General features: G+C 39.7%; 23 protein-coding genes, 1 rRNA gene and 1 other RNA gene. 7 read left to right on the forward strand and 18 right to left on the reverse strand.

Going from position 1 to position 21343, the window contains the following annotated elements; all coding sequences use genetic code 11:
- Positions 1-3: 3 nt before the first annotated feature.
- From RG959_RS21505 to RG959_RS21525, 5 genes are all read right to left on the reverse strand, one after another.
- Positions 4-594, reverse strand: a complete 591-nt coding sequence (locus RG959_RS21505) for an NAD(P)H-dependent oxidoreductase (protein ID WP_342798871.1) — start codon at positions 592-594, stop codon at positions 4-6.
- 74 nt (positions 595-668) lie between these two features.
- Positions 669-1091 (reverse strand): MarR family winged helix-turn-helix transcriptional regulator, encoded by a 423-nt coding sequence (locus tag RG959_RS21510; protein ID WP_342798888.1) that lies wholly within the window; start codon positions 1089-1091, stop codon positions 669-671.
- A gap of 173 nt (positions 1092-1264) precedes the next feature.
- Positions 1265-2665: an NCS1 family transporter gene (locus RG959_RS21515; RefSeq protein WP_342798872.1), complete on the reverse strand. Its 1401-nt coding sequence runs from the start codon at positions 2663-2665 to the stop codon at positions 1265-1267.
- Positions 2666-3084: 419 nt separating this feature from the next.
- Entirely contained in the window at positions 3085-3840 is a 756-nt protein-coding gene (locus RG959_RS21520; RefSeq protein ID WP_315691790.1) for a GTP cyclohydrolase II, read from the reverse strand.
- A gap of 323 nt (positions 3841-4163) precedes the next feature.
- On the reverse strand, positions 4164-4466 hold the full coding sequence (locus tag RG959_RS21525; protein ID WP_342798873.1) for a hypothetical protein: 303 nt from the start codon (positions 4464-4466) through the stop codon (positions 4164-4166).
- Positions 4467-5174: 708 nt separating this feature from the next.
- Here RG959_RS21525 and RG959_RS21530 point away from each other — a divergent pair.
- The 3 genes from RG959_RS21530 to RG959_RS21540 all read left to right on the forward strand — a co-directional run bounded on the left by RG959_RS21530 (position 5175) and on the right by RG959_RS21540 (position 7053).
- Positions 5175-5300, forward strand: a complete 126-nt coding sequence (locus tag RG959_RS21530) for a hypothetical protein (RefSeq protein ID WP_342798874.1) — start codon at positions 5175-5177, stop codon at positions 5298-5300.
- Positions 5281-6576 (forward strand): right-handed parallel beta-helix repeat-containing protein, encoded by a 1296-nt coding sequence (locus RG959_RS21535; protein WP_342798875.1) that lies wholly within the window; start codon positions 5281-5283, stop codon positions 6574-6576. Before RG959_RS21530 ends, RG959_RS21535 begins: the two co-directional genes overlap by 20 nt.
- Positions 6577-6822: 246 nt before the next feature.
- Positions 6823-7053, forward strand: a complete 231-nt coding sequence (locus tag RG959_RS21540; protein WP_315691788.1) for a hypothetical protein — start codon at positions 6823-6825, stop codon at positions 7051-7053.
- 153 nt (positions 7054-7206) lie between these two features.
- On the opposite strand, the gene RG959_RS21545 is transcribed toward RG959_RS21540, so the two are convergent.
- Positions 7207-7347: a hypothetical protein gene (locus tag RG959_RS21545; protein WP_342798876.1), complete on the reverse strand. Its 141-nt coding sequence runs from the start codon at positions 7345-7347 to the stop codon at positions 7207-7209.
- A 192-nt stretch (positions 7348-7539) separates the two neighbouring features.
- Here RG959_RS21545 and RG959_RS21550 point away from each other — a divergent pair, with 192 nt between their 5' ends.
- Positions 7540-7707, forward strand: coding sequence for an aspartyl-phosphate phosphatase Spo0E family protein (locus RG959_RS21550; RefSeq protein ID WP_342798877.1), 168 nt, complete (start codon positions 7540-7542; stop codon positions 7705-7707).
- Between the two features lie 1107 nt (positions 7708-8814).
- On the opposite strand, the gene RG959_RS21555 is transcribed toward RG959_RS21550, so the two are convergent.
- From RG959_RS21555 to RG959_RS21570, 4 genes are all read right to left on the reverse strand, one after another.
- A complete protein-coding gene (locus RG959_RS21555) occupies positions 8815-9060 on the reverse strand; it encodes a hypothetical protein (protein ID WP_315691786.1) in 246 nt (81 codons plus the stop codon).
- 24 nt (positions 9061-9084) lie between these two features.
- Positions 9085-9273, reverse strand: a complete 189-nt coding sequence (locus tag RG959_RS21560) for a hypothetical protein (protein ID WP_342798878.1) — start codon at positions 9271-9273, stop codon at positions 9085-9087.
- Between the two features lie 277 nt (positions 9274-9550).
- Positions 9551-10189, reverse strand: a complete 639-nt coding sequence (locus RG959_RS21565) for a deoxynucleoside kinase (RefSeq protein WP_342798879.1) — start codon at positions 10187-10189, stop codon at positions 9551-9553.
- A 245-nt stretch (positions 10190-10434) separates the two neighbouring features.
- The gene (locus RG959_RS21570) at positions 10435-11262 is read right to left on the reverse strand and encodes a pentapeptide repeat-containing protein (protein ID WP_342798880.1); all 828 of its coding nucleotides are present in this window, start codon (positions 11260-11262) and stop codon (positions 10435-10437) included.
- A 207-nt stretch (positions 11263-11469) separates the two neighbouring features.
- On the opposite strand from RG959_RS21570, the gene RG959_RS21575 reads away from it, so the two are divergent.
- Entirely contained in the window at positions 11470-11631 is a 162-nt protein-coding gene (locus RG959_RS21575; RefSeq protein WP_342798881.1) for a hypothetical protein, read from the forward strand.
- 65 nt (positions 11632-11696) lie between these two features.
- Here the strand turns inward: RG959_RS21575 and RG959_RS21580 are convergent, their stop codons facing one another.
- The 3 genes from RG959_RS21580 to RG959_RS21590 all read right to left on the reverse strand — a co-directional run bounded on the left by RG959_RS21580 (position 11697) and on the right by RG959_RS21590 (position 16025).
- Positions 11697-12509, reverse strand: coding sequence for a 6-carboxytetrahydropterin synthase (locus RG959_RS21580; protein WP_342798882.1), 813 nt, complete (start codon positions 12507-12509; stop codon positions 11697-11699).
- A gap of 233 nt (positions 12510-12742) precedes the next feature.
- The gene (locus RG959_RS21585; RefSeq protein WP_342798883.1) at positions 12743-15286 is read right to left on the reverse strand and encodes an EAL domain-containing protein; all 2544 of its coding nucleotides are present in this window, start codon (positions 15284-15286) and stop codon (positions 12743-12745) included.
- A 58-nt stretch (positions 15287-15344) separates the two neighbouring features.
- Complete coding sequence (locus RG959_RS21590) at positions 15345-16025, reverse strand: SDR family oxidoreductase (protein WP_342798884.1); 681 nt, start codon at positions 16023-16025, stop codon at positions 15345-15347.
- A 634-nt stretch (positions 16026-16659) separates the two neighbouring features.
- Between RG959_RS21590 and RG959_RS21595 the strand changes: the two genes are divergently transcribed.
- Both RG959_RS21595 and RG959_RS21600 read left to right on the forward strand, forming a co-directional pair.
- Positions 16660-16935, forward strand: coding sequence for a YqhV family protein (locus RG959_RS21595; protein WP_242237263.1), 276 nt, complete (start codon positions 16660-16662; stop codon positions 16933-16935).
- 224 nt (positions 16936-17159) lie between these two features.
- Complete coding sequence (locus tag RG959_RS21600; protein ID WP_342798885.1) at positions 17160-18521, forward strand: amino acid permease; 1362 nt, start codon at positions 17160-17162, stop codon at positions 18519-18521.
- Here RG959_RS21600 and RG959_RS21605 read toward each other — a convergent pair.
- The 5 genes from RG959_RS21605 to rrf form a co-directional block, all read right to left on the reverse strand.
- Positions 18518-19144, reverse strand: a complete 627-nt coding sequence (locus tag RG959_RS21605) for a LysE family transporter (protein ID WP_342798886.1) — start codon at positions 19142-19144, stop codon at positions 18518-18520. The two genes, RG959_RS21600 and RG959_RS21605, sit on opposite strands and share 4 nt — an antisense overlap.
- Positions 19145-19494: 350 nt before the next feature.
- Positions 19495-19680: a type Z 30S ribosomal protein S14 gene (locus RG959_RS21610; RefSeq protein ID WP_251274605.1), complete on the reverse strand. Its 186-nt coding sequence runs from the start codon at positions 19678-19680 to the stop codon at positions 19495-19497.
- A 164-nt stretch (positions 19681-19844) separates the two neighbouring features.
- Entirely contained in the window at positions 19845-20705 is an 861-nt protein-coding gene (locus tag RG959_RS21615) for a manganese catalase (RefSeq protein WP_342798887.1), read from the reverse strand.
- A 191-nt stretch (positions 20706-20896) separates the two neighbouring features.
- A non-coding RNA gene (gene ssrS / locus RG959_RS21620) (6S RNA) lies at positions 20897-21084 on the reverse strand.
- Positions 21085-21267: 183 nt separating this feature from the next.
- A 5S ribosomal RNA gene (gene rrf / locus RG959_RS25660) occupies positions 21268-21343 on the reverse strand; the annotation flags it as partial.

Raw genomic sequence — 21343 nt, forward strand, 5'->3', positions numbered from 1 at the left:
TGCTTAATTTCGTGGGAAAAGAGCCGCAACCTGCTCTTCCACTTCTTTTAACATGCCTTCGTACATATCCGCGCTTAAATAACCGATACTTCCAAAGAACAAATGCCCTGCTGGTTCAATGCCTGTAAACTCGAAAATCCCTGTATCGGATGTAACCTTCATTCCTGCCGTCATACCCATTTCATCATACGCTTCACTCGGCGTGCCATGTGTATTAATGATAAAGCCTTTTTTACCTGTCAGCATTTTAACAATTCCCTGCTCACCAGCCGCATACGCAAAGCCGTAAGAGAATACGCGGTCTACATAGCCTTTCAAGATTGCTGGAAGACCCGTCCACCAAATCGGGTAAATAAAAGTAATGGCATCCGCTTCTGCGATAAATTCCTGTTCTGTTTTAATATCCTGCGGTGTCCGCCCTGCTTTCATGGCTTCTGTATCTTCTGGTTTCAGTACGGGCTGAAAATCCAAAGCATACAAATCACGTACAGCTACTTCATGGCCACTTTTCTTTAATGCTTCCACAGTCGTTTCGAGTATAGCGTGATTTAAGCTTTCTTTATGAGGGTGGGCATAAACGATAAGATGTTTCATATGGATAACCTCCGATAGTATAATTTTTTATTCTTTCCACATACATAGATATCTATGCATTCCATTAAAAAAATTTAAAACCTGTTCAAAATGGTTTCCAGCAGCCGTTCCAGCTGCTTTTTCTCTTCTTCCTGCAAACCGCCATACAGTTGTTCATTTACCCGCGCTGAAATGTCGCGGAAGATCGGTTCTAACTGCCTGCCTTTTTCCGTCAGGCAAATGAGCGTGATCCGCTGGTCCTCCTCACTTTTTTTTCTTTCCACATAGCCTAAAGACTCTAATTTTTTCACCAGTACGGTAACAGTCGGCTGTGTGCGGTGGATTTTTTCAGCCAGTTCTTTTACCGAAAGCTGATTTTCTTGATATAAAAATGACAGAATACCGCCATGCGAAGGAACAATTCCTTCAATGCCGTGCTGCCCGAGTTCTGAGACAATCATTTTATCGACGGCCTCTTTAATTTTTCCAATCATGGAAGCTGCATGATATTTCAACATAGCCACATTATACATAGACATCTATGTAATAACAAGAAATAAATGAGTGCATTCATGCAAATTTTGTCTGCCACCTTTATTTCTTTTCCCTCCCTATACAAAAACACCCTTTAAGGCGGAAGCTGCTGCTCACTCGCCTTAAAGGGTGTTTTTCGATTTATCATTCCAGTTTTCTATTTCTTTTCAAAAATTGTGCCTTTTTTAAATCTCGAATCTTTAAATGTGAATTTCATCAGCAGCAGGTATGAAAGCCCGCCGACAATCACGCCGATAATCCAGCCCAAGTCTACTTGCATAAAAGCTGCGCCAGCCCCGATCAGCATGGCCAGGATGGCACACGGATTGAACCCGGCAAACTGTCCGTTTTCTTCATACAAATGAGATACATCCACTTTCTGTTTCCGCAAAATATAGTACTCTACCAGTAAAATCGAAGCAATCGGCCCCAAGAAAGCAGAGTAAATCAAAATGAATGTATTTAAGCCTTGTGCAGATGAATCCTGTACTAAAATCCATGGGCAGGAGCAAAAAGCAAGCAGGCCGGTAATGACGACCGCTGGCTTGTACTTTAACTTCGTCAGCGATGTAATCACATACGTTGGCGGAATAATATTGGCCACCATGTTAACGGCAACTGCGCCGATTACGATAAATGCCGATACCGCAACGGTAATATACGGGTTATCCACCACAACCGCAAAAGCTTTAACCGGATTGGAGATACCGGTAGCAGCCGCGAGCATCGCACCAATCGTCAGAACAAATCCGTAAGCAACCACAATTGGCGAGAAGTATAAAAAGCCGCGTTTTGCATCACTAATTCCTGTTTTCAGCTCCCGTGAATAATCGGCTGCACTCAAGAAAATAGCCGCATAGTTTCCGAGGAACACCATAATAAACGCAAAGAACGGCAAGCCCCATGAGCCTTCAGCATGAACCCATTTTTGAGCAATGACATCACTATGGAACGCCATCAAAACACCAAATACATAAACAAGTCCCAGCATAATCACAACAGATGCCAAAATCTCCATCCACTTAATTGCATGAAAACCAAACATCGACAGAACAATTTGCAGGAGCTGGATAACTACAAAACAAATGGCTACATTATCAAACGAGCCGCCCGATACAATTTTAGCAATTTCATTTAAAGCCGTCCCACCCGTCCAGCTTTGAAATCCATACCAGACAATCGCCGGTATACCGCGCAGCAAGGAAGAAATCACAGAACCTTTAACCCCAAACGACATTCTCAGCTGCACCACATACGGAATTCCCGTTCGATATCCGAGCCGGTCATTCAAAGCGAAAAAGATTGAAATAATCCCAATCGCAATCGCTGCGGCCAAAAAAGTCTGTAAAAGGTTCAGCGTCGCCACTCCCGCTACAACCAAACTCGCTCCAAGTGTCATATTCCCCAAGTTTACGCCGTCACCAATCCACATGAACATATAAGAAAAAGGCCCAACCGTTCGACTTTCTTTTGTTTTCGGTTTTAACGATTCATCGATCCCTGTTGAATAAGGAATTGATACCTCTTCTGTTGTCTGCCTGACTGCATTTGTTGACATGATGCCTTCAACTCCATTTCTTTATCTGCATCACCCCTTCATTTAACTGTCCAGATAAAAGAATATTCAGTCAAATAAGGGTATAAATTGCTTCTATTTCAACATAGTAAAACTGTTGCTTATTTCTGATTTTCCTTCTCTTTTTATTGTTGAAAGGATAAAAGAAATCAATATTACACGGAAGATAACTTCTCATTTAATGTCATTAAATATAACATAAGTAAAGTTTATAAAACTCTGAATAAAAAGTCATTGGGAGATCTGTACATTTTCTTACACTTTTTTAGATGCTTTAAATAAAACTAAAGGCAAACTCAATAAATAGAAGTGCGAATAAGGGATAATTTGTCGTGTAAATGAGGGGTGGATTCATTGGAAGCATAAAAAAAAGAAGCGGCTATTCAAACAGCCGCTTCTTTTTAATCGTTCGGGCAGGTCCCGTCTTCCTGCAGGTGTCCTGAACGTTTGATTTTTGTTTGCAGGTAGTTCTCGTTAAACTCTGAAATATCGCCCCAAAGCGGTTTACGGCTTGATACCTTTAAGCCGGCATTTTTAAGAGCTTCCAGCTTTTTCGGATTGTTGGTCATCAAGGTAACCGGTTTAGAGCGCAGTGTTTTAAGCACCATAATCGCATCATCGTAATTTCTGGCATCATCGACAAAACCGAGGCTTTCATTGGCATCCACTGTGTCATAGCCATTTTCCTGAAGAATATAAGCCATCGCTTTACTGAATAAGCCGATGCCTCGTCCTTCATGGTTAGCCAGATAAAATAAAGCCCCAGTACCATGTTTGGCAATCATATCCATGGATTGTTTTAATTGATAGCCGCAGTCACAGCGTTTACTGCCAAAGATGTCTCCTGTGTGGCAGATCGAATGCATGCGAATAATCGCTTCTTCATTGTCCGAAAAGTCGCCGTACACGAGGACGCTGGATTGCTGCAGCTCCGCTAAATTCACAGAAGACAGCTTTTCAATAATCTTCCCATAATCCTCTGTTACTTCCTCATAATTCAGCCAGCAGTACCATTGAAACACGACGGTTTCCCCGTATAAATTAACAGGCAGTTTAATGGGTCCGACTAAATAAATCGCTCCTTCTGTTGTTGGAATGAGCTGAATTTTATCTTTTAATACAGAAAGTACCTTTTGATCCAATACTGTTTGTTCCATGAGTTTCTTCCTTCTTTCTCATTTGCATTTCACTGCTGTTTATTATAAACCAAAGAAAAACTGGAATGTAAAATAACTTGCTTATACAGCTAAAGCATTATGAATCAACACTTTATAAATAGTTATCTTTTTTCTGCTTTGTCGTTTCCTTTATTCTCCCCCCATATTTTAAAGAAATATGCGAGGGCCATTTACATTTAGGTCAGCCGCTCCAAAAAGAGCCCTCTCACATGGACTCTTTTTCTATTACTATTATATAACTTCGGCCTCCCCCAAGTTACAAATCGTTCTTTTAAAATGAGAACAATGAAAAAAGCAGCCTGTTAAACGGCTGCTTCTTTTACTTCGTACTTTAAAGGTACAATAACATCTTTCCTATTAGGAGGCTCTTCACCCTGCCTGTAATACGGATCTAACGCCGCAGATTCTCCAGTCACAAATAGTTTCTCTTGTTCTCCAGACAAAGCGGCTGTATCCGGGTCAATCCCTAACATTTCTAAAATGTTTTCTGTGTCTTCTTCTTTTAAATAAATTTCCTCAAATACATGTTTTGGGTCGCGTATATCTACAAAGTCTACGACTTCGAACCCCTTTGCCACTAAATCTTTTACTAAATCTTTCTCCATCGAACCATCTCCTTTCCTTAACATACATTCGCTAACAGGAGATCATTTCCTGCAAGATGAAATTGTCGGACGGGATAAACCATATGAAAACAAAACAGGAAATGAACTTAAATATCACTTACAATACCCATATTAGCAAGTTTTGAATGTCATTTTTCAAAGAGTGCCAGCTGCCGCACAAAAAACTTTTTAGCAACATGATTATTTTTGACCTGGATCAAATGGATTGGTGGATACATAACAATCGAATAAAAGAACTATAATAGCCCCGATTTTTATAGCGGGGCTTTTTCAGTCAGTGGGCTTTGAATGAAACAGCGCCGCCCTGCGCACCTATCACACTTTGATCTGCTCCCTTGTGGAGGCTGTCCATCGATAGGCGCGAAATAAAGTAAGAAGAAATACTTCGACACTTATCGACAAATATCGAGTGCATCTCCATTTATAACGTGATATAATATGCCTAGATATAGATCACTTAACGTTCGCTCCGATATTTTATCAGCGGGCGTTATTTTTTTGTTCTTTTTTATATCTGCCCCGGACAGGATGTGAAATCCAGCCGATTTCTTATGATCGTTTGAGTTGCATTCAATGTTGCATACATGGCGTTCCCTTCATCCTCTATAGACTCCAAAAATAAGGTATATTTGGTAAGTAATCAAGGGTGATGTACATAAACCTAAATCAACAAAAAGGGGAAAGAGCATGAACAAAAAAGTACGAGCGGTGCTGTCTCTTGTTATCGCATTTTCAATTGGGATGATCTTCCACGGAAACGCAGAACAAGCCACTCAAAAAAAACGAATTGTATGTGTCTCCAGCTGGAAATGACAAAAATGCAGGAAGCAAGAAAAAGCCTTTAAACACCATCCAACAAGCGGTTTATTTAGCAAAGCCCGGCACGACTGTTTATGTAAGAAAAGGCACCTATCGTGAACAAGTCGTTATAAGAAAATCCGGGCTTAAAAATGCCCCTATTACGATCAAGGCTTATCCAAAGGAAAAAGCAGTCATCGACGGGAGCGGGCTTAAAGTATCTTTGGATCATCAAGGTTTAGTCTCCATGCGTGATGTGAGCTATGTGACCGTCGAAGGATTTGAGATCAGAAATTATCACTCAAAACAAGAAGATTTAGTGCCAATCGGCATTTCAGTGAGCGGGAGCGGAAAAGGCATCCGCCTTTTACAGAACCATATTCACCATATCGAAACACGTCATAAAAATGGAAACGCTCACGGGATTGCGGTATACGGAACAAAAGCACCGCAGGCGATTGAAGACATTCTAATTTCGGGTAACAAACTAGAAGACATGAAACTGGGTGCGAGCGAAACGCTGGTGTTAAACGGGAATGTATCGAACTTTGAGGTTACACACAATATCGTACGGCGAAACGATAATATTGGAATTGATATGATCGGATTTGAAGGCGTATCTCCTGTGGAAGCATTTGATCAGGCAAGAAACGGAATCGTCCGCAGCAACACGGTTTATCAAATATCCAGTTACGGAAATCCAGCCTATGGAAACGATTATTCGGCTGGCGGGATTTATGTGGACGGCGGCAAAGAAATCGTGATCGAAAAAAATAAAACATTTGAAAACGATATAGGAATAGAAGCGGCCAGCGAACATGCGGGCAAATCCACAAGCTCTGTCACCATACGAGAAAATACAATTTATGAAAACAGAGGCGCGGGCATTGCAATAGGCGGATATGATACGGAAAGAGGGAGCACCATAAACAGTGTCATTACCGACAACGTCCTTTATAAAAATGATACAAAGCATCAAGAAAGCGGCCAGCTGCTTCTTCAATACAATACAAAACAAAATAAAATTGAAAACAACGTGATGGTCGCAGGAAGTTCCAAACTTTTTATCAGCAGCCCTTTCAAGCAAAACAAAAGGAATAAAATAAACAACAATGTTTATTACCTGCATAGCGGAGAAAAACAGACGCGCTGGATTTGGGAAGCAGAAGAGATCATCGGATTCTATTCTTATCAAAAGAAGAGTCTCCAGGATCAAAACAGTTCTTTTAGAAAGCCTAGGTTCGTGGATGAAAGTAAACGCGACCTTCGATTGGACACGGGAACGCCCTAATTTCCCCATCAACCATAGCGATCATGACTACAATGAATTTCGTTTACTTTAAAGGTACAAGCCTTTCATGACTTAGATCTTTTTTAACCTCTTCGGCAACATCACGAATTCTGAGCCTAAAACATTTAAAAGCATGGTTTAAATATGGGGTTCTAGCCATGACTTTAGTGGGGACTTCTGTTTTTTTCATGATCATACTGGGTATGCTTCCTATATAATGAGTAATTAACCAAAGGAGAATTTACAATGGGAGCTATGTTGAAAAAATACTTACTTCTTAGCGGAATGGCTGTTATGCTGATTAGTGGACTAGCCGGATGTGGAAATCGCAGCGGAGAAGAAACCAGTACAAACGACGAACAGGAAGATTATCCTCAAGAGAACCACAGTAATGTAGATGAAGAAAACGATCAAAATAAAGATATCAACAATGACGAGGATGGCGAAGTCGAAACAGATTCCGATGAAAAGAACTAAGGCATGAAAAAAGCCAAAGATAAACGGCTTAACTTTAATCACCACCCTTTTACCCTGTGAAAAGAAGTCTCGGTGCAATAAACCGGGACTTTTTGTTACGTATCCGGAGTTCGCCTTGTACGGCTTCTTTAAGCTGGTTTATTTGTTTTTCTTTCATACCTTGAATGCCTGCACTCCATATTTCACTCCGTCTTCTGCTTCTTTCGTCCCCTCGTGGAAATCAAAATCCATTTTACCGTATTGGATAATACGCAATCGACCACTTTCTGTCAGTTTTTTCGGTACTCTGCTCATGAGCGGTCCCTGTCTACTACTAACACCTCTGTATAATGGTATACGTTTCTTGCCCCTCTTCCTAATGTTTCAGAACGTTTACGATTCTTGCCTTTCTTTTAAAAATACATTTTTCGACAAAAAACGTTTCAATTTCAAGATAAGCACCCTATAATTTATCTTATGTGTTAATTGTGATTTAGGAGGTACGTTATGAATGACAAACAAGGCGCTTTTTGTGACTTACTTGCACGAATTAATAACCTTCGCCATCTAATGATAAAAGCTGGCCAGCAGTACGGCCTTAGCAGCCAGAGCACGCTGCGCTACAGTGAACAGTTGGATGAGCTGATCCTTCAATATCAACTTCAAAATAGGTGAATGATAAACCCGAATAGCTCCCCCGCTTTTTTATGTTGTTTGTATAAAACATTTTAAAACAGTCCATACTGTTTGCATAAAGCAGTCCTACTCTTCTTGAGCTTATATCTCCGTTAATCCTGCACAGCCAGAGCTTTCTCTGGCTGTTTTTTGAGTACCTTTTTCATTGGAGATATCGTTCTTCCAGCTGGGTTGGATAACGAGGCGTATACAACCAATAGCTGGTTCGCTGCTGACCTCACTTTCGAGCTATCATTGGGGCAGTTGTTCCGTTTGTTAAACATTTTTTCTAAAAAATCACAAATAATGGTTTAATATTCTTTAAGTTGGGTATATAATTAATTCACCAATGAAAGCACTTACATAAGAGGAGGTTGTTTTAGCATGCTGCCAATTGAGCTTTTTGGATGGATTTTGTCCGTACTTTTAACAGTTAGTTTTGTTTTCTCATTAGTGTTTATATCAAAAAAGCCTGCGTTGCTTTCGAAATCCGACTATCATTCTTTGCAAAAGAATCCACAGCATATAAGTAGAAAAGGTAAACGAGTCTACTAAAGCGCTTTCAGCGCTTTTTATTTTGTCATTTCTCCCAAGAAACACGTCACGGTCTCGCATTTCACTTGTAATATGTTTTGCCTTGTTTAAAATGGGGTACTTAACATTCGATCTATTTGATTAGGCTTACTATCCTGGGGGTTCATTCACTATGTTATCTATAGAACTTTTTATATTTATTGTATTAGTCATTTTAGAAATCAGCCTGTTTTTTTTATTAGGCTCTATCATAAAAAAACTAAACTTATTTTCAGAATCAGAATCCAAACCTTCACAGAAGGAGAAACAAACGTTTGATTGGAAGAACAAACTGCCTTCTTAAAGCACTTTTTGTGCTTTTTTTTGTTCCTTTTTAAAGAAAACTCTACAGCTCCTTTTCTAGTCAATGGGCCGCCATGTTAGTGCCCTCCTCTTGCTATAAAAAACCGCTAGCAGCAAACGTTTTTATGGTTTCTATAAACTAAAAAAGCATTTGTCTTCTAATGGAATGCAGCTTCACATCCATACTTTAATCATGAGCCTGCATATAAAAAAAGCCACTCAAATGAGTGACTATTGTAAAACGTTGAGCCAATACAGCCCGATGCCTAAACCAACAGCTGTAATGACAAAATTGATGATTTTGCCCGGTACTCGAAGTACTTTTAAAATGAGTCCGACCACGATCATGGAAATAATAATCATTGAGAATAAGATGACTATTTTTAATGCCATTCCGTTGGCACTGTTATTTAATATTGAAAAACCAAGTTCCATTTCTTCACTCCTTTTTCTTTCATCATACAATGATTCGGGCAAAGAAAAAAGCACCCTGCCGGATGCTTAAACTTCATTTGTGTCTATTACTTTAAATTTGTCTTCGGTTATAAAGGTTTTCTTACTTAGCGCTTCATTCACCAGTTCACCTGTATCATCGTTTGGACCTGGATTAATCTCCACTACTTCATGCTGCTCCGGACTGGTTGGCATGCCGTTCGGGCCCAGACGATAGTATGTTACTTTGACTTTCATCATATCTCACTCCTTCTTCCCTCGCGTCAAAAAGGATTTATTTTACCCTTCCCGTCTGCAAGTGACTTTAAGGGAAGTAATAAAAAAAGAATTCGTTTTAAGTGTTACCTATCCCATTCGAGATTATCCAAACTCTAAACGCCGCCATCGCGGCATGCTCCATTAAAAGTCCGTATTTCCTTTGTGAGTGCTGTAATAAGAGCGATGGAACCGAACTAACAATTGTTTACCTATGCGGTATACAGTGCTTCGTTATGGATGTTGACAGTGGTCCGGTTTAAGCTTCCGCTATTTTCATGCTGAAATAATGAATATCTTTTAAAGCTTTCCCAATCAGGCCTAGTACACTTTCCTTATCCTCCTCGTTGTTTGCAAAATCCAAATGATTTACACCAAGCAGGATCTTGGGCGAGTATTGATATCCTTGATACCAGGCTTCATATTTTTCATTCAACCGCTCCCAGTACTGCATCTCAACTTTGCTTTCCAGTCCTCGTCCACGACGGTCAATCCGTTCTTTTGCCCTTTCTGTGTCACACTGGAGATAGATCAGCAGGTCAGGCGCTCTTGTCGTTTCAACAATAGCGGCAAGGAGTTTTTCATATATCCGATACTCCTCCGGTGTCATGCTGCCGTCTTCACTTAAAAGCTTAGCGAATATCTGATCCCCGAAAATAGAACGATCCAGGACACCACATCTTTGTTCAGAAATGTGTTTGATCATCTGCCAGCGCTCCGTCGCAAAATGAATCTGCGTTGTGAAAGACCAGCGGGAGCGATCTCCATAAAAACGATGGAGCAATTTTTCTGTGTCTGGATTTCCCAACTCTTCAAAAACAGGAGTTTGAAAATGATCGCTGATCAAGTGAGATAGTGTTGATTTACCTGCCCCAACTGTTCCCTCTACTACTATCATGAGGTTTCCTTCTCCTTTATCATTTGTTTTTATTTGAGCAGTAATCACGTTCTTACATAATTTTTGACAATTCGTTTGTACGTTTCATTCCTCCAATTTTGATGGAGAACCAACTTTGTCTCTTTTGCTTAACATCAATATATCCTTTTTCCTTTCTGTTCAATCCGCCATCAAACCTTGTAATCAAATGAGCCCCTTCTGTTTGAAGGGGCTCACTTTTTGTATTAGCGTCTTTTCTTTACTATTTAAAGCCAGTGGTCCGGCTTGCGTACAGAAGCAGGCAGTTTCGTATACCGGTCGCCTCTAGCCGCATTCACCTGTGCCTGCGTTAAAAAAATGCTTCCCGTAAGATTCGCTCCTCTTAAATCAGCATCTCTAAAGTCAGCACCGATCAAGTCGGTCAGTCTCATGTCTGCTCCTCTCAAATCAGCTGCAATAAAAAGCGCTCCTCTTAAATCAGTGCCTTTTAAATCCGCTTCTTTTAATTTTGCACCAAAGAAATCTTTTCTGCCTGCTGCTTTCGATTTCTTTTTGGACCGGGCCTGTGACCGCACGTATGCACTTGAACGCAAAAGAAGCTCATTCACCCTAGCTCTGTGAACTGGTACGTCAAGCTTTAAAATCGCCTGGGGGCTTAGCTGTGTGTGAGCCTCTATATCGCGGGCCGCTTCCTGCAGTTCCTGTTGAATCGGCGCTGTTTCTTTCCATTCAAGCGCTTCTTCTACATAACAAAGCATTTCATGGAGCTGCTGCATAATAGGGAATACATCGAACATTTCTTTTGCAGAAGCAGGATGCTCCCGCCAGCTTGTCCCTTTGTATGTAACCTGCGATACTTTCTGTCCTGCCCCAAAGCACTCATATACAGCGCAGCCGCGGAATCCTTTTTGTCTAAGGTTTTGATGAATCCCACAATAAAAATCTGCCATTAAATTTTGGCATGGGGTGCCGCCGTCTTTGTTCATTGCAAAATCAGCTGATTTTGCATAAGGCAGCGCCACACAGCAAAGGCCAAAACAATGTTCACAGTCTGCACGCAGATGGCTCTTTTTACTTGCTAGTTGACTAGACAATCTATACACTTCCTTTAATTATAAACTACTTACAGATTCTTCATTTATTTGTATGCTCATGGAAAAAGTATACCGAGCCTTCTTTTAAAAAACAAATTCTTCTTTGCGTGCGAACGCGTGAATTCTTCCATTCTTGCTTTTTTGTTTATTCTTTGGGAGATGGGGAATAGTACGAGAGTAAACCTATTACAAGGGAGAGTGCATACCATGGCAACAAACAAAGCAATGATGACAACACTGGCGCTTGGAGCAGCTTATCTTCTTCGAAACGAAAAATCACGGACGAAACTTATGAGTCAATTTAAAGCAATGGGCGGCAGCTCAAAAAGCAAAACAGCTGAACAGCAGAAATCACTGACGCTTGGATAAACAAAAACATGGATCCTTTTCTGGATCCATGTTTTTTCTTGTTCATCTTTAGTAAATATTGTTTTTCACTTGTTTTCCGGACCATGGTATTCAAAATAATTTTTTGCAGTCTCCCAAAGTCCTATTTTAAACAAACTTGGCAGAGACGGCTGAAGCAGTTCCCAAAAAACAACCGTCATAACCTCGGCAGTTGGATTTAACCCGCTGAATTCTTCTGTATCTAAATTGAGATGCTTATGGTCAAATTTTTCAATGATCAGCTCTTCAACAACACGATCCACTTCTGTCATATTCAGTACCATTCCTGTCACAGGATCAATCTCTCCTCCAACAGTTACTTCAAGAATATAATTATGTCCGTGACCATGAGGATTATTGCATTTGCCAAAAATCTCTTTGTTTTCTTCATCTGTTAACTGGTCACTATGTAATCTATGGGCAGCTGAAAAGTGATATTTTCTTGTAAATTGAATCATTGACTGTTCTCCTTTTTGAGAGAATAAAAATGGATTCTCATGCAATGTTATTTTATGAAGCTTACAATCCGTGAATTTACCATCCAAGGCATTCCACATATATGAAACTACATTTTCTGTTGTTGGGACATGCTCCTTAAAAAATGGGTGCTCCTCATTCAAGAACTTACCATCTAATTCCCGTAAAACTACGCTCTTCACTATACGATCAATATCTGTAATATTAACGACAATTCCAGATTTTGAGTCAATGTCTCCCTTTACCGTAACTTCTAAAGTATAATCATGTCCGTGAACATTATTGCATCTTCCAAAAATTTCTTTGTTTTCTTCATCAGTTAACTGTCCATTATGTAATCTATGAGCAGCTGAAAACTCTATTTTCCTGGTTAGTAAAACCAAAATATTTCCTCCCCCTCATAAATGATGCAAGAAATTACCTTTTGACAAAACGCCAACTGCCTTTTTCTATTAAACGAATTATATACCAGCATATAATATCTTTTCAGAAAAAATAACTGGGCCATCAGATTTAAACACTCATATGAAGTCCCTGATAGAAGAAACGATTCCAAGAAGAGGAATCGTTCTTTAAATAGTTGCTTTCAATTTATAACCTTACATCTGCTTAACTATTATTTATCATCAAGTTTAAAAAGGACAGATTTCTGAAGTTCTTTAAATACCTTGTTAAACTCTTCAACTGATAGAGGCTTACTAAATAAGTAGCCCTGTGCTTCATTACATTTTTGCTGCCGGAGAAACAGGAGCTGCTCCTTTGTTTCTATTCCTTCAGCTATAACGTTAACTTTGAGATTATGGGCCATGGCAATAATGGTACTAATAATTTTATTATCATTGGAATCGTCTTCTATGTCTGTAACAAATGACTTATCAATCTTCAACGTATGGAACGGGAATTTTTTTAGATAACTCAGTGAGGAATATCCTGTACCAAAATCGTCTATTGCAATTTTCACTCCTAGATTTTTAAGTTCTTCTAACTTAGCAATCACATATTGCTCATTATACATGGCAATGCTTTCTGTAATCTCAAGCTCTAAATATTGAGGATCAAGTTCGGTATCCTGTAATACTTGACTAATTAAATCGACTAAGTTTACTTGTTGAAATTGACGCGGCGAAAGATTAACAGATACACGCATCTCAGGCAATCCAGACTTTTGCCATTGTCGATTTTGTTTACACGCCGTACGCAGTGCCCATTCTCCAATTGGCACAATTAATCCCGTTTCTTCGGCTAAAGGAATAAATTCTAACGGAGATATCATGCCCAATTCCGGATGAAACCAACGAATTAAAGCTTCATTGCCTGTAATGAGGCCCGTGTTTAAATCGATTTGAGGCTGATAGTGTAAAGTAAACTCCTGACGCTCCAATGCCTGACGCATGCCTTTTTCTAAAATAGCCCTTCTTTTAATAAGCTCGTTCATGTCCGAAGTGTAAAATTGATGATTGTTTCTTCCTTGCTCTTTTGCACGGTACATAGCAATATCCGCGTTTTTAATAACATTTTCAACACTGCTGCCATCCATCGGATACAAACTTATTCCGATACTTAACGTAATAAAAAATTCATTTCCTTCATAGATGAAAGGCTTGTCTAATTCTTTTAAAATAATTTGGGCGATATAGTTTGCTCTTTCATGATTCGTATCCGGCAAAAGGAGGATAAACTCATCCCCGCCTATACGCGCCATAATTTCCTCTTCTTTAAGAAGCGGTGAAACCCGTCTTGTAAATTCCTTTAAAATGTAATCACCCGCAGAATGCCCAAGCATATCATTGATAAATTTAAACCTATCGAGATCAAGAAACAAAAATGCCATTGGTTGTTTGTCATTTAAACTTGCCAAATCTACAGCTGTCTTGTTAAATAAACGTAGATTAGGAAGCCCGGTTAAAAAATCATAATAAGCATGATATTGTATTTCAGCATTTTTTTTCTTAAGTTCATCTGTGTAGTTTAACAGGTTCAATGACATTTTATTGACTCGGCCAGCAAGCAGGCCCAACTCATCGCGACGCTCAATCAATACCTGTTCGCCAAAGTTTCCTTTAGCAATCTCATTTACTTTTAGTAAAATTCGATTGATAGGTCTTACAATGTATTCCGCTAAAAAGTAGCTCATTATCAAAACAAAAACTAAAACGATAATAGAAATAACTAGACTATTCAACAATTGCTTATTTAATACGTCTTGAATGACCTTATAATCTGTTACTACTCCAATTACATATGGATTTTCAGTAGAGACGGGCATAAAACTTTTAAACACTTTTTTATCGTTGGAGGTACTCTGAAAACTAACTAATTTGCCTGTTTCCATTGCTTTTCTAACAGCAGCCACATCGGCCTTTTTATCTTGATACTCATATTTTCCGAATGTAACATCCTTGTTATCTAATTCGATAAACTTTTTCCCATTCTGTTCAGTATAAATCGGTGGATAACCAAATGTCTCCGGATTAAACCCCGTGATGCTTAACAAAGTAGAGTTATTACCCAAGGTTTTCTTTACAATTGCTTCTGGACCAATTTGATCCTCGAACTCTAGTATCTGATTATCTCTCATGTAAGGGTTAATAATATAATTAGTTGTTCCATCATAGTAATATCCCCATTTGTCTACATGGTTAGGATCAGATGTAGAAACATCTATCGGACCTGACCAGTAGTTTGGCAATTTCTGCCCTTCAGAAATAGTCACATTTTTATTGGCAAACAACTGTTGAAAAGCTGTATACCAATATCCCCATTCCTTCGTGCTTAAACTTCTTTCATGTGGGTCTGAAGATTTTACTCCCTTAATATCGTCTTCTTCTCTTACCATCAAGGTAATATGAGAAACGCCAAGCTTCTTACTAAGCTCAACAAGCTGCTCATTCGTTACGTTATTTATATCCGGATCAAGTGCATTCTGAGCTGCAATGGCTGAAGCTCGGAGTTTTTCTCCTATTTGTTTCTCAAACGACTCTATCCCAAATTGTGAATGCTCAATCGCCATGCTAATTTCTTGAGCCAGGAGTTCCATCTGTTTTTCTTGATCTTTTATTAAAAGATCCCTCGTATAAAAATAAAATAATATATTATTTACAAGTAAAATTAATGTTACTGTTATTGAAAAAATCAATAATAGCTTTTTCTTTAAGGACAAAAAATCACCTCCCAGTTGCATTCTACCTTTCTCTGATTATATATATCTCTCTTTAAAATTATAATACTCCTTTTGGCGGAGTCACTGTCATTTCATCAATCCGAACGTGCAGAGGAGTCGTAGCCACGAATGAAGCGACACGTGCTACATCTTGAACATGCAACATGTCTTCAGAAGAAAAACCTTCAACATTTTTCCAGATGTCTGTATATGTGGCACCTAAGTGGATATTAGTAGTAAAAACGTTATCTTTGTACCATTCTTCTGCTAAAACACTCCCCATTCCGCTGACTGCATGCTTTGAAGCTGCATAAATAGAATTAAAAGGAAGGTTTCTTTTCGTTGCAATCGAGCTAATATTAATAATCCGCCCTCCTCTTTTCTTTAATAATGGGAATGCATGTTGAGTACAGTGAAAAATACCAAATACATTAGTTTGAAAAATACCTTCCCATTCCGCAGGATCAAATTCTTCAAATGCTTTGAATTCACCAACTCCAGCATTATTCACCAGGACGTCTAAGGCACCATACTGCTCACTAATATGCTTAAACCCATCTTGTATTTCTTTTTCATTCCGGATATTTATTTGCAATGGAAATAGGTTTTCCACATTGGTTGCTACATTTTTTTCACGGGTTGTGGCATAGGTAATAAACCCTTTATCTACAAGATCGAGACTAATTGCCTTCCCTATACCTTTTAAACCACCTATAACGATGGCTATCTTTTTTTCCATTTTTGTACCTCTTTCACCGGGTATTTTGTTAAAGATGTAAAAAGAGAAAATTTATTACCTTCATTTATCTTAAAATAAAACCCAAGGATTTAATTCCAAATTTTTACTAAAACAAACTAACTTATAGCTCTTTAATTATTCGACAAAAACCGCTTATTTGAAGTATAACAGATTCAAAAGTCTTAGTACTATAGCAAATGATTTAGACATTTTAATTTTCCGCTTATTGTTACCCTCATTAAAGAAAAAGAACTAAACAACGATCAATATTTCTTTTTTATTTGTTTGTACTTTTCTATAAAAAGCTTTATTCTGCATATCTAAAGCCGTTCACAACATCCATCCGTACATGTTTGTAGAGACATCAGTATTTAAAACTTCCATTAGTACTATTATCTTCTAAGCACTGTCTATATTATTATAATCCATCTTGTCCACTCTATATGATCATCCAGGAACCCTTGTTTGGGATTGATTTATTGTTTTTTATTTTGTTCTCTTTAATAATTCAGAGCTAGTCCTCTTTTTATCTGCATACACATAAAGAAACGGGATAATCGATTTGGCCGGCTTGATCCAGCTATAGAAAGAACAGACATGAAAAAGACGCAGTAGAAGAGGTGGTGAAAACAAAGTGATTGTAGTGATTGAAAAAGCCCTGCTGCTTATGATTACCTTGCGCCTTATCTCTGGAAGTATTGAAGTGACCGCTGCGCTTTTAATGCTGAAATTCAACAGCTTAGAAAAAGCCTTTTACATCAATAGCATGCTTGCCCTTGTAGGACCGGTTGTATTGATCGTCACAACAGCCATTGGCCTGTATGGAATGGCGGGAAAAATGCCGTTAACGAAAAGCATTGGGCTTGTGTGCGGAATTGTGCTTATTTTGTACAGCCTGCGATCCAGGTAAAAAAGGACAAGCTCTATTGAAAAGAAAAGCCGATTCGGTTTTTCTTTTTGTTTTGCCCTGATTTCAGCTTTTTCATATAGGATTTTCTTTTTGTATGGGTTTCATGCAATGTACATAAAGAACCGCCCTTTTGTCAGAGGGAAGCCGATCCAGTTTTCCCACTCCCTTTTTTACATAAATGGCCCTTTTCGTGAGAATTTATTTCTATGGGGAGGTATGTGTAAATGGAACAAAAAACGTGCGGCGGCAGTAAAGATAATGAAAAGCTGGCCTGGTGGCAGCTCTCTCTTATTGGAGTGGGCTGTATTATTGGCACCGGTTTTTTCCTCGGGTCCAGTATCGCCATTCAAATGACGGGTCCTTCGGTTGTTTTTGCTTTTATCCTGGCTTCATGCGGAACGTATATTGTCTTTGAGGCGTTGGCGAAAATGTCTGCTAAAGATCCGCAAAAAGGATCGTTTCGGTCATATGCCAAAAAAGCTTACGGACGATGGGCCGGGTTTAGCAGCGGCTGGGTGTACTGGTGCTCTGAAATGCTGATTATCGGCAGCCAGTTAACGGCCATTTCACTTTTATCAAAATTTTGGTTTCCGCAGATTCCGTTGTGGATGTTTGCTTCTGTTTTTGCTGTTTGCGGGCTTTTAGTGCTTTTTATTGGAACAAAAGCATTCGGCAAACTCGAAACCGTTTTTGCGGTGATGAAAGTAGCTGCTATTTTTATGTTTATCGTAATCGCTGTCCTGGCTTTGACCGGGGTGATTAACGGTGATCCAAAAGCAGGAGTGCCGCGCTCTGTAAACGGCTTTTTTCCAAATGGCGGGATTGGGTTCTGGAGCTCTCTTTTATTTGCTTTTTACGCGCATGGAGGCATCGAAGTAATGGGTGTCATGGCCATTAATCTGCGCAACAAAGAAGATGCACCGAAGTCAGGAAAAGTCATGCTTGGTATTTTAGGGCTCATTTATGTAACAGCACTTTCGCTCGCTCTGCTGCTCATTCCATGGACTGCATTTCAGCCGGATAAAAGCCCGTTTGCGATGGCTTTGCTAAGCTATCATCTCGACTTTTTTCCTCATGTATTTAACGCAGCCATCATTATTGCCGGATTTTCAACCATGTCGGCTTCTTTGTTTTCTGTTACGACCATTCTCCTTACCCTGTCTGAAGAAGGAGATGCGCCGGCTATTTTCAGCAAACAAACAAAAAAGAAACGAAAAGTTCCGCTGCCGGCTGTGGCGCTGACATCGGTCGGCTTGATTTTATCTATTATTTCTTCTTTGTTATTGCCCAAAAATGTGTATGAATATGTAACGACCGCAGCCGGATTGATGCTGCTTTACAATTGGTTTTTTCTTTTAACGCTGTACCACCGGCTGATCGAGCCGACTGCTGGGGATAAAATAAAAAGAGTGATCGGCATGATTCTTGTTTTTGCTGCCGTCAGCGGTACTCTTTTTCACCAGGCAAGCCGGCCGGGATTTTTTATCAGCTTAGCTTTCGTTACCGTAATTGCGGTGGTTGTACTCATCCTTCGAAAAAAGTGGAAAAAAGAAGAAGCCCACCATCACAGTGGGCAAACAAGCTAAAACAAGACTTTGTAGGCTTCCATACCAAAGTAAATACCAAAGCCAATCATGGAGAGAGAAGAAACAACAGAAATGCCTTTTAAAACCCCGGTAGATAAAAATCGCCGGGCACCGCTTGAAAGGAAAGCCATCGTCAGGTCCCAGATTAAAATACCGGATATGACGGCCATGCTATACAGCAGAATTTCATTTTGTGTAGAAGATTCTGCTGTTTCAGCAAGAATGGATCCGTAAATACCGAGCCAGAATAAAATCGTAAGCGGGTTCAAAAGAGACATAAAAAAGCCGGAAAACAGTGATCTCCTCAAGGGAATGTTTCTGCCAAACCGCATGTCCAGCTCGATTTTATGAAGCGTCAACAGGTTTTCAATACCGGTATATGTTAAAACAAAGCAGCCAAACAGCCAGAGAAGCGTTTTAATAAACGGCAGCTCAATTACATGAGCTACTCCTACATACACCATCACCATATAAATCGTATCAGCAGTCAATGCGCCGATTCCAAAAATCCACGCATGAAAAAACCCATTTTTAATACCCGTGTCTAATTGTGCCGCATTTACTGGTCCGACTGGTGCCGCCAAAGACAGGCCTAAAAACATATATGTAAAAATTGAGTTCATCGCACAGCCTCCTGAAAAATGATGTCTTTGCATCATATTCAGATGAAAGAGCTTGTACGCCTAAAGAAATGAGAATTTATCGTGCATAAACGTTATTTTGTTTTGATCTACCTATCCGTGCATTTATGCTATCTCGCTGCGTACCAGATAACGGACTCCAAAACAGCTGCAATTTCGAAATTTGCAAAAGCATGGATTCAAAGCCGAACGGTCAAAAAAATAAACTGGTCCTTGCCGTCCCCTTTAAAGTTGTTGAAAGCCGCTTTTTATTTCAGTTACCTGATGTGCTGGCCTTTTTATCTACACAAAAAAGCCAGGCCTTGGCCTGACTAAAAAAATGACACATATATTTACCAGCTTGCTTTTTTCACGCCAGGTACTTGCCCTTTATACGCAAGTTCTCTGAAGCAAATACGGCACAGCTTAAATTTACGAAGAACAGCGTGAGGACGTCCACAGCGTTCACAGCGGGTATATTCACGCACTTTAAATTTCTGCTTATTCTTGTGCTTTACAATTAATGCTTTTTTTGCCAACTAAAAGACCTCCCTTCTTTTAATAAGGGTAGGAGAGATCTTCTATTATAGCCCGGTCTTATCTATAAGTAAACAGGTAGATCCTGTAAAGATGTACATATATTTATGTAAAAACAGAACAATACAGCAATAAATGCTGCATTGCTCTTTACCTTTGAATATTTTCAGCACATGCTTGGTGGTGGTGGAGGTGTCGAATTTTTTAAAACAGCCGGCGGTGTATCATGAATATAAGGAGGCGCTGGCTTTAAAGCAGGTGCCTGGGCGAGCGGCACGGGGTGCTCCACATATTGAAAGACCCCTTCCCCATCCATACTCGGACCATACGCCCACCGGCCCGCTGCACTTTGGTTTCCAGCAGAAAAGTTAAAAATGGTATGAGACACTTCTCTTTTTTCAAGATTACGCGGAAACGTACTTGGAACGACTATATTCTCTTTTGCTTCCAGCTCCTTAATAGCGGCGATCCATTGATTTTGGTGCATGGTGTCACGTGCAATCAGCCAGGCCAGCATATCGCGTACGCCCCTATCTGATGTCATTTCATACAATCGGCATACTTGAAGGCGCCCTTGTGATTCCGCATTTAAATTTGCCCGAAAATCAGCCAGCAGATTGCCACTTGCAATAATGTAATCGGCTGTCCAACGGTTTCCTACACTATCAGCCGGCATTGCGCCAAGTCCTGATACGATGGCATGCTGAGGGTTCATGCCGCCCAAAATAGCGCCGATCACCGGATCCTTTGCTGCTTCTTCTAAATCCCCAACCGGCGCTCCATCCAAAAGGCGCGCAATCATCGTTGCCAGCATTTCTATATGTGCCAGCTCTTCTGTACCCGTGTCCATCAGCAAGTCTTTATATTTCCCATTTCCACGGACACTCCACCCTTGAAACAAATATTGCATGGCTACAGATATTTCTCCAAATTGGCCGCCAAGTACTTCCTGAAGCTTTTTGGCATAAAGCGGGTCCGGTTTCTCTGGCTTCGCTTGATATTGCAGCTCTTTTACATGATAAAACATCACTCACACTCCAATGGAAGAGTACTTTCTTCTTTCATAACGTATGTAAAATGTTTAAGAAGGTGAGTGGCGAACCCATTCAGAATCATTTATCGTATCTGTTATTTCATCATTTCGATTAGGCGTACAAATATCTTAAAAAAACAGCAAAAAGCCAGTTTTCTTTTGAAAACTGGCTGAAAGTTCAATTATAAAAAGCCGCCTTTGCCGCTTACAAAAAGAAAGTTTTAAACCACCACTCCTCAAAGTGGGTGTTCGCAGAATCCTCTCCTGCTTGTCCTCCAGGAAAAAGAGGCTTGTCATTCTGGATTCATTTTAAAACTCCCTATTACAGCTTAAAGGTTAAAACTTAAATTCATAACGTACAATGCAGCTTATATATGTATGATACATTTATTTTTCTTTAAAAACAATAGTAATGGTTTCCTCAAATGGCGCAGGATATGCTCCTGTCTTATTCCTGCTTACCTGGTCAGTTTAAAGTTGAGGAATGATAACTAAAAATAATAAATGGTTTTAACAAACAAAAAAGACAACCTGATTTCTCAAGTTGTCTTAGCGTGCCAGGCGGCGTCCTGCTCTCGCAGGGGGAAACCCCCAACTACCATCGGCGCTGAAGAGCTTAACGGCCGTGTTCG

Source organism: Domibacillus sp. 8LH (assembly GCF_038806185.1).
In the GTDB taxonomy this organism is placed as follows: domain Bacteria; phylum Bacillota; class Bacilli; order Bacillales; family Domibacillaceae; genus Domibacillus; species Domibacillus indicus_A.

Excerpts from the sequence above, each read along its gene's own strand:
- RG959_RS21605 (WP_342798886.1), bottom strand. The coding sequence starts at position 19,144 with ATGAACTCAATTTTTACATATATGTTTTTAGGCCTGTCTTTGGCGGCA.
- RG959_RS21530 (WP_342798874.1), top strand. The coding sequence starts at position 5,175 with ATGAACAAAAAAGTACGAGCGGTGCTGTCTCTTGTTATCGCATTTTCA.
- RG959_RS21590 (WP_342798884.1), bottom strand. The coding sequence starts at position 16,025 with ATGGAAAAAAAGATAGCCATCGTTATAGGTGGTTTAAAAGGTATAGGG.
- RG959_RS21515 (WP_342798872.1), bottom strand. The coding sequence starts at position 2,665 with ATGTCAACAAATGCAGTCAGGCAGACAACAGAAGAGGTATCAATTCCT.
- RG959_RS21545 (WP_342798876.1), bottom strand. The coding sequence starts at position 7,347 with ATGAGCAGAGTACCGAAAAAACTGACAGAAAGTGGTCGATTGCGTATT.
- RG959_RS21540 (WP_315691788.1), top strand. The coding sequence starts at position 6,823 with ATGGGAGCTATGTTGAAAAAATACTTACTTCTTAGCGGAATGGCTGTT.
- RG959_RS21575 (WP_342798881.1), top strand. The coding sequence starts at position 11,470 with ATGGCAACAAACAAAGCAATGATGACAACACTGGCGCTTGGAGCAGCT.
- RG959_RS21505 (WP_342798871.1), bottom strand. The coding sequence starts at position 594 with ATGAAACATCTTATCGTTTATGCCCACCCTCATAAAGAAAGCTTAAAT.
- RG959_RS21615 (WP_342798887.1), bottom strand. The coding sequence starts at position 20,705 with ATGTTTTATCATGTAAAAGAGCTGCAATATCAAGCGAAGCCAGAGAAA.
- RG959_RS21600 (WP_342798885.1), top strand. The coding sequence starts at position 17,160 with ATGGAACAAAAAACGTGCGGCGGCAGTAAAGATAATGAAAAGCTGGCC.
- RG959_RS21525 (WP_342798873.1), bottom strand. The coding sequence starts at position 4,466 with ATGGAGAAAGATTTAGTAAAAGATTTAGTGGCAAAGGGGTTCGAAGTC.
- RG959_RS21510 (WP_342798888.1), bottom strand. The coding sequence starts at position 1,091 with ATGTTGAAATATCATGCAGCTTCCATGATTGGAAAAATTAAAGAGGCC.
- RG959_RS21560 (WP_342798878.1), bottom strand. The coding sequence starts at position 9,273 with ATGAAAGTCAAAGTAACATACTATCGTCTGGGCCCGAACGGCATGCCA.
- RG959_RS21520 (WP_315691790.1), bottom strand. The coding sequence starts at position 3,840 with ATGGAACAAACAGTATTGGATCAAAAGGTACTTTCTGTATTAAAAGAT.
- RG959_RS21550 (WP_342798877.1), top strand. The coding sequence starts at position 7,540 with ATGAATGACAAACAAGGCGCTTTTTGTGACTTACTTGCACGAATTAAT.
- RG959_RS21565 (WP_342798879.1), bottom strand. The coding sequence starts at position 10,189 with ATGATAGTAGTAGAGGGAACAGTTGGGGCAGGTAAATCAACACTATCT.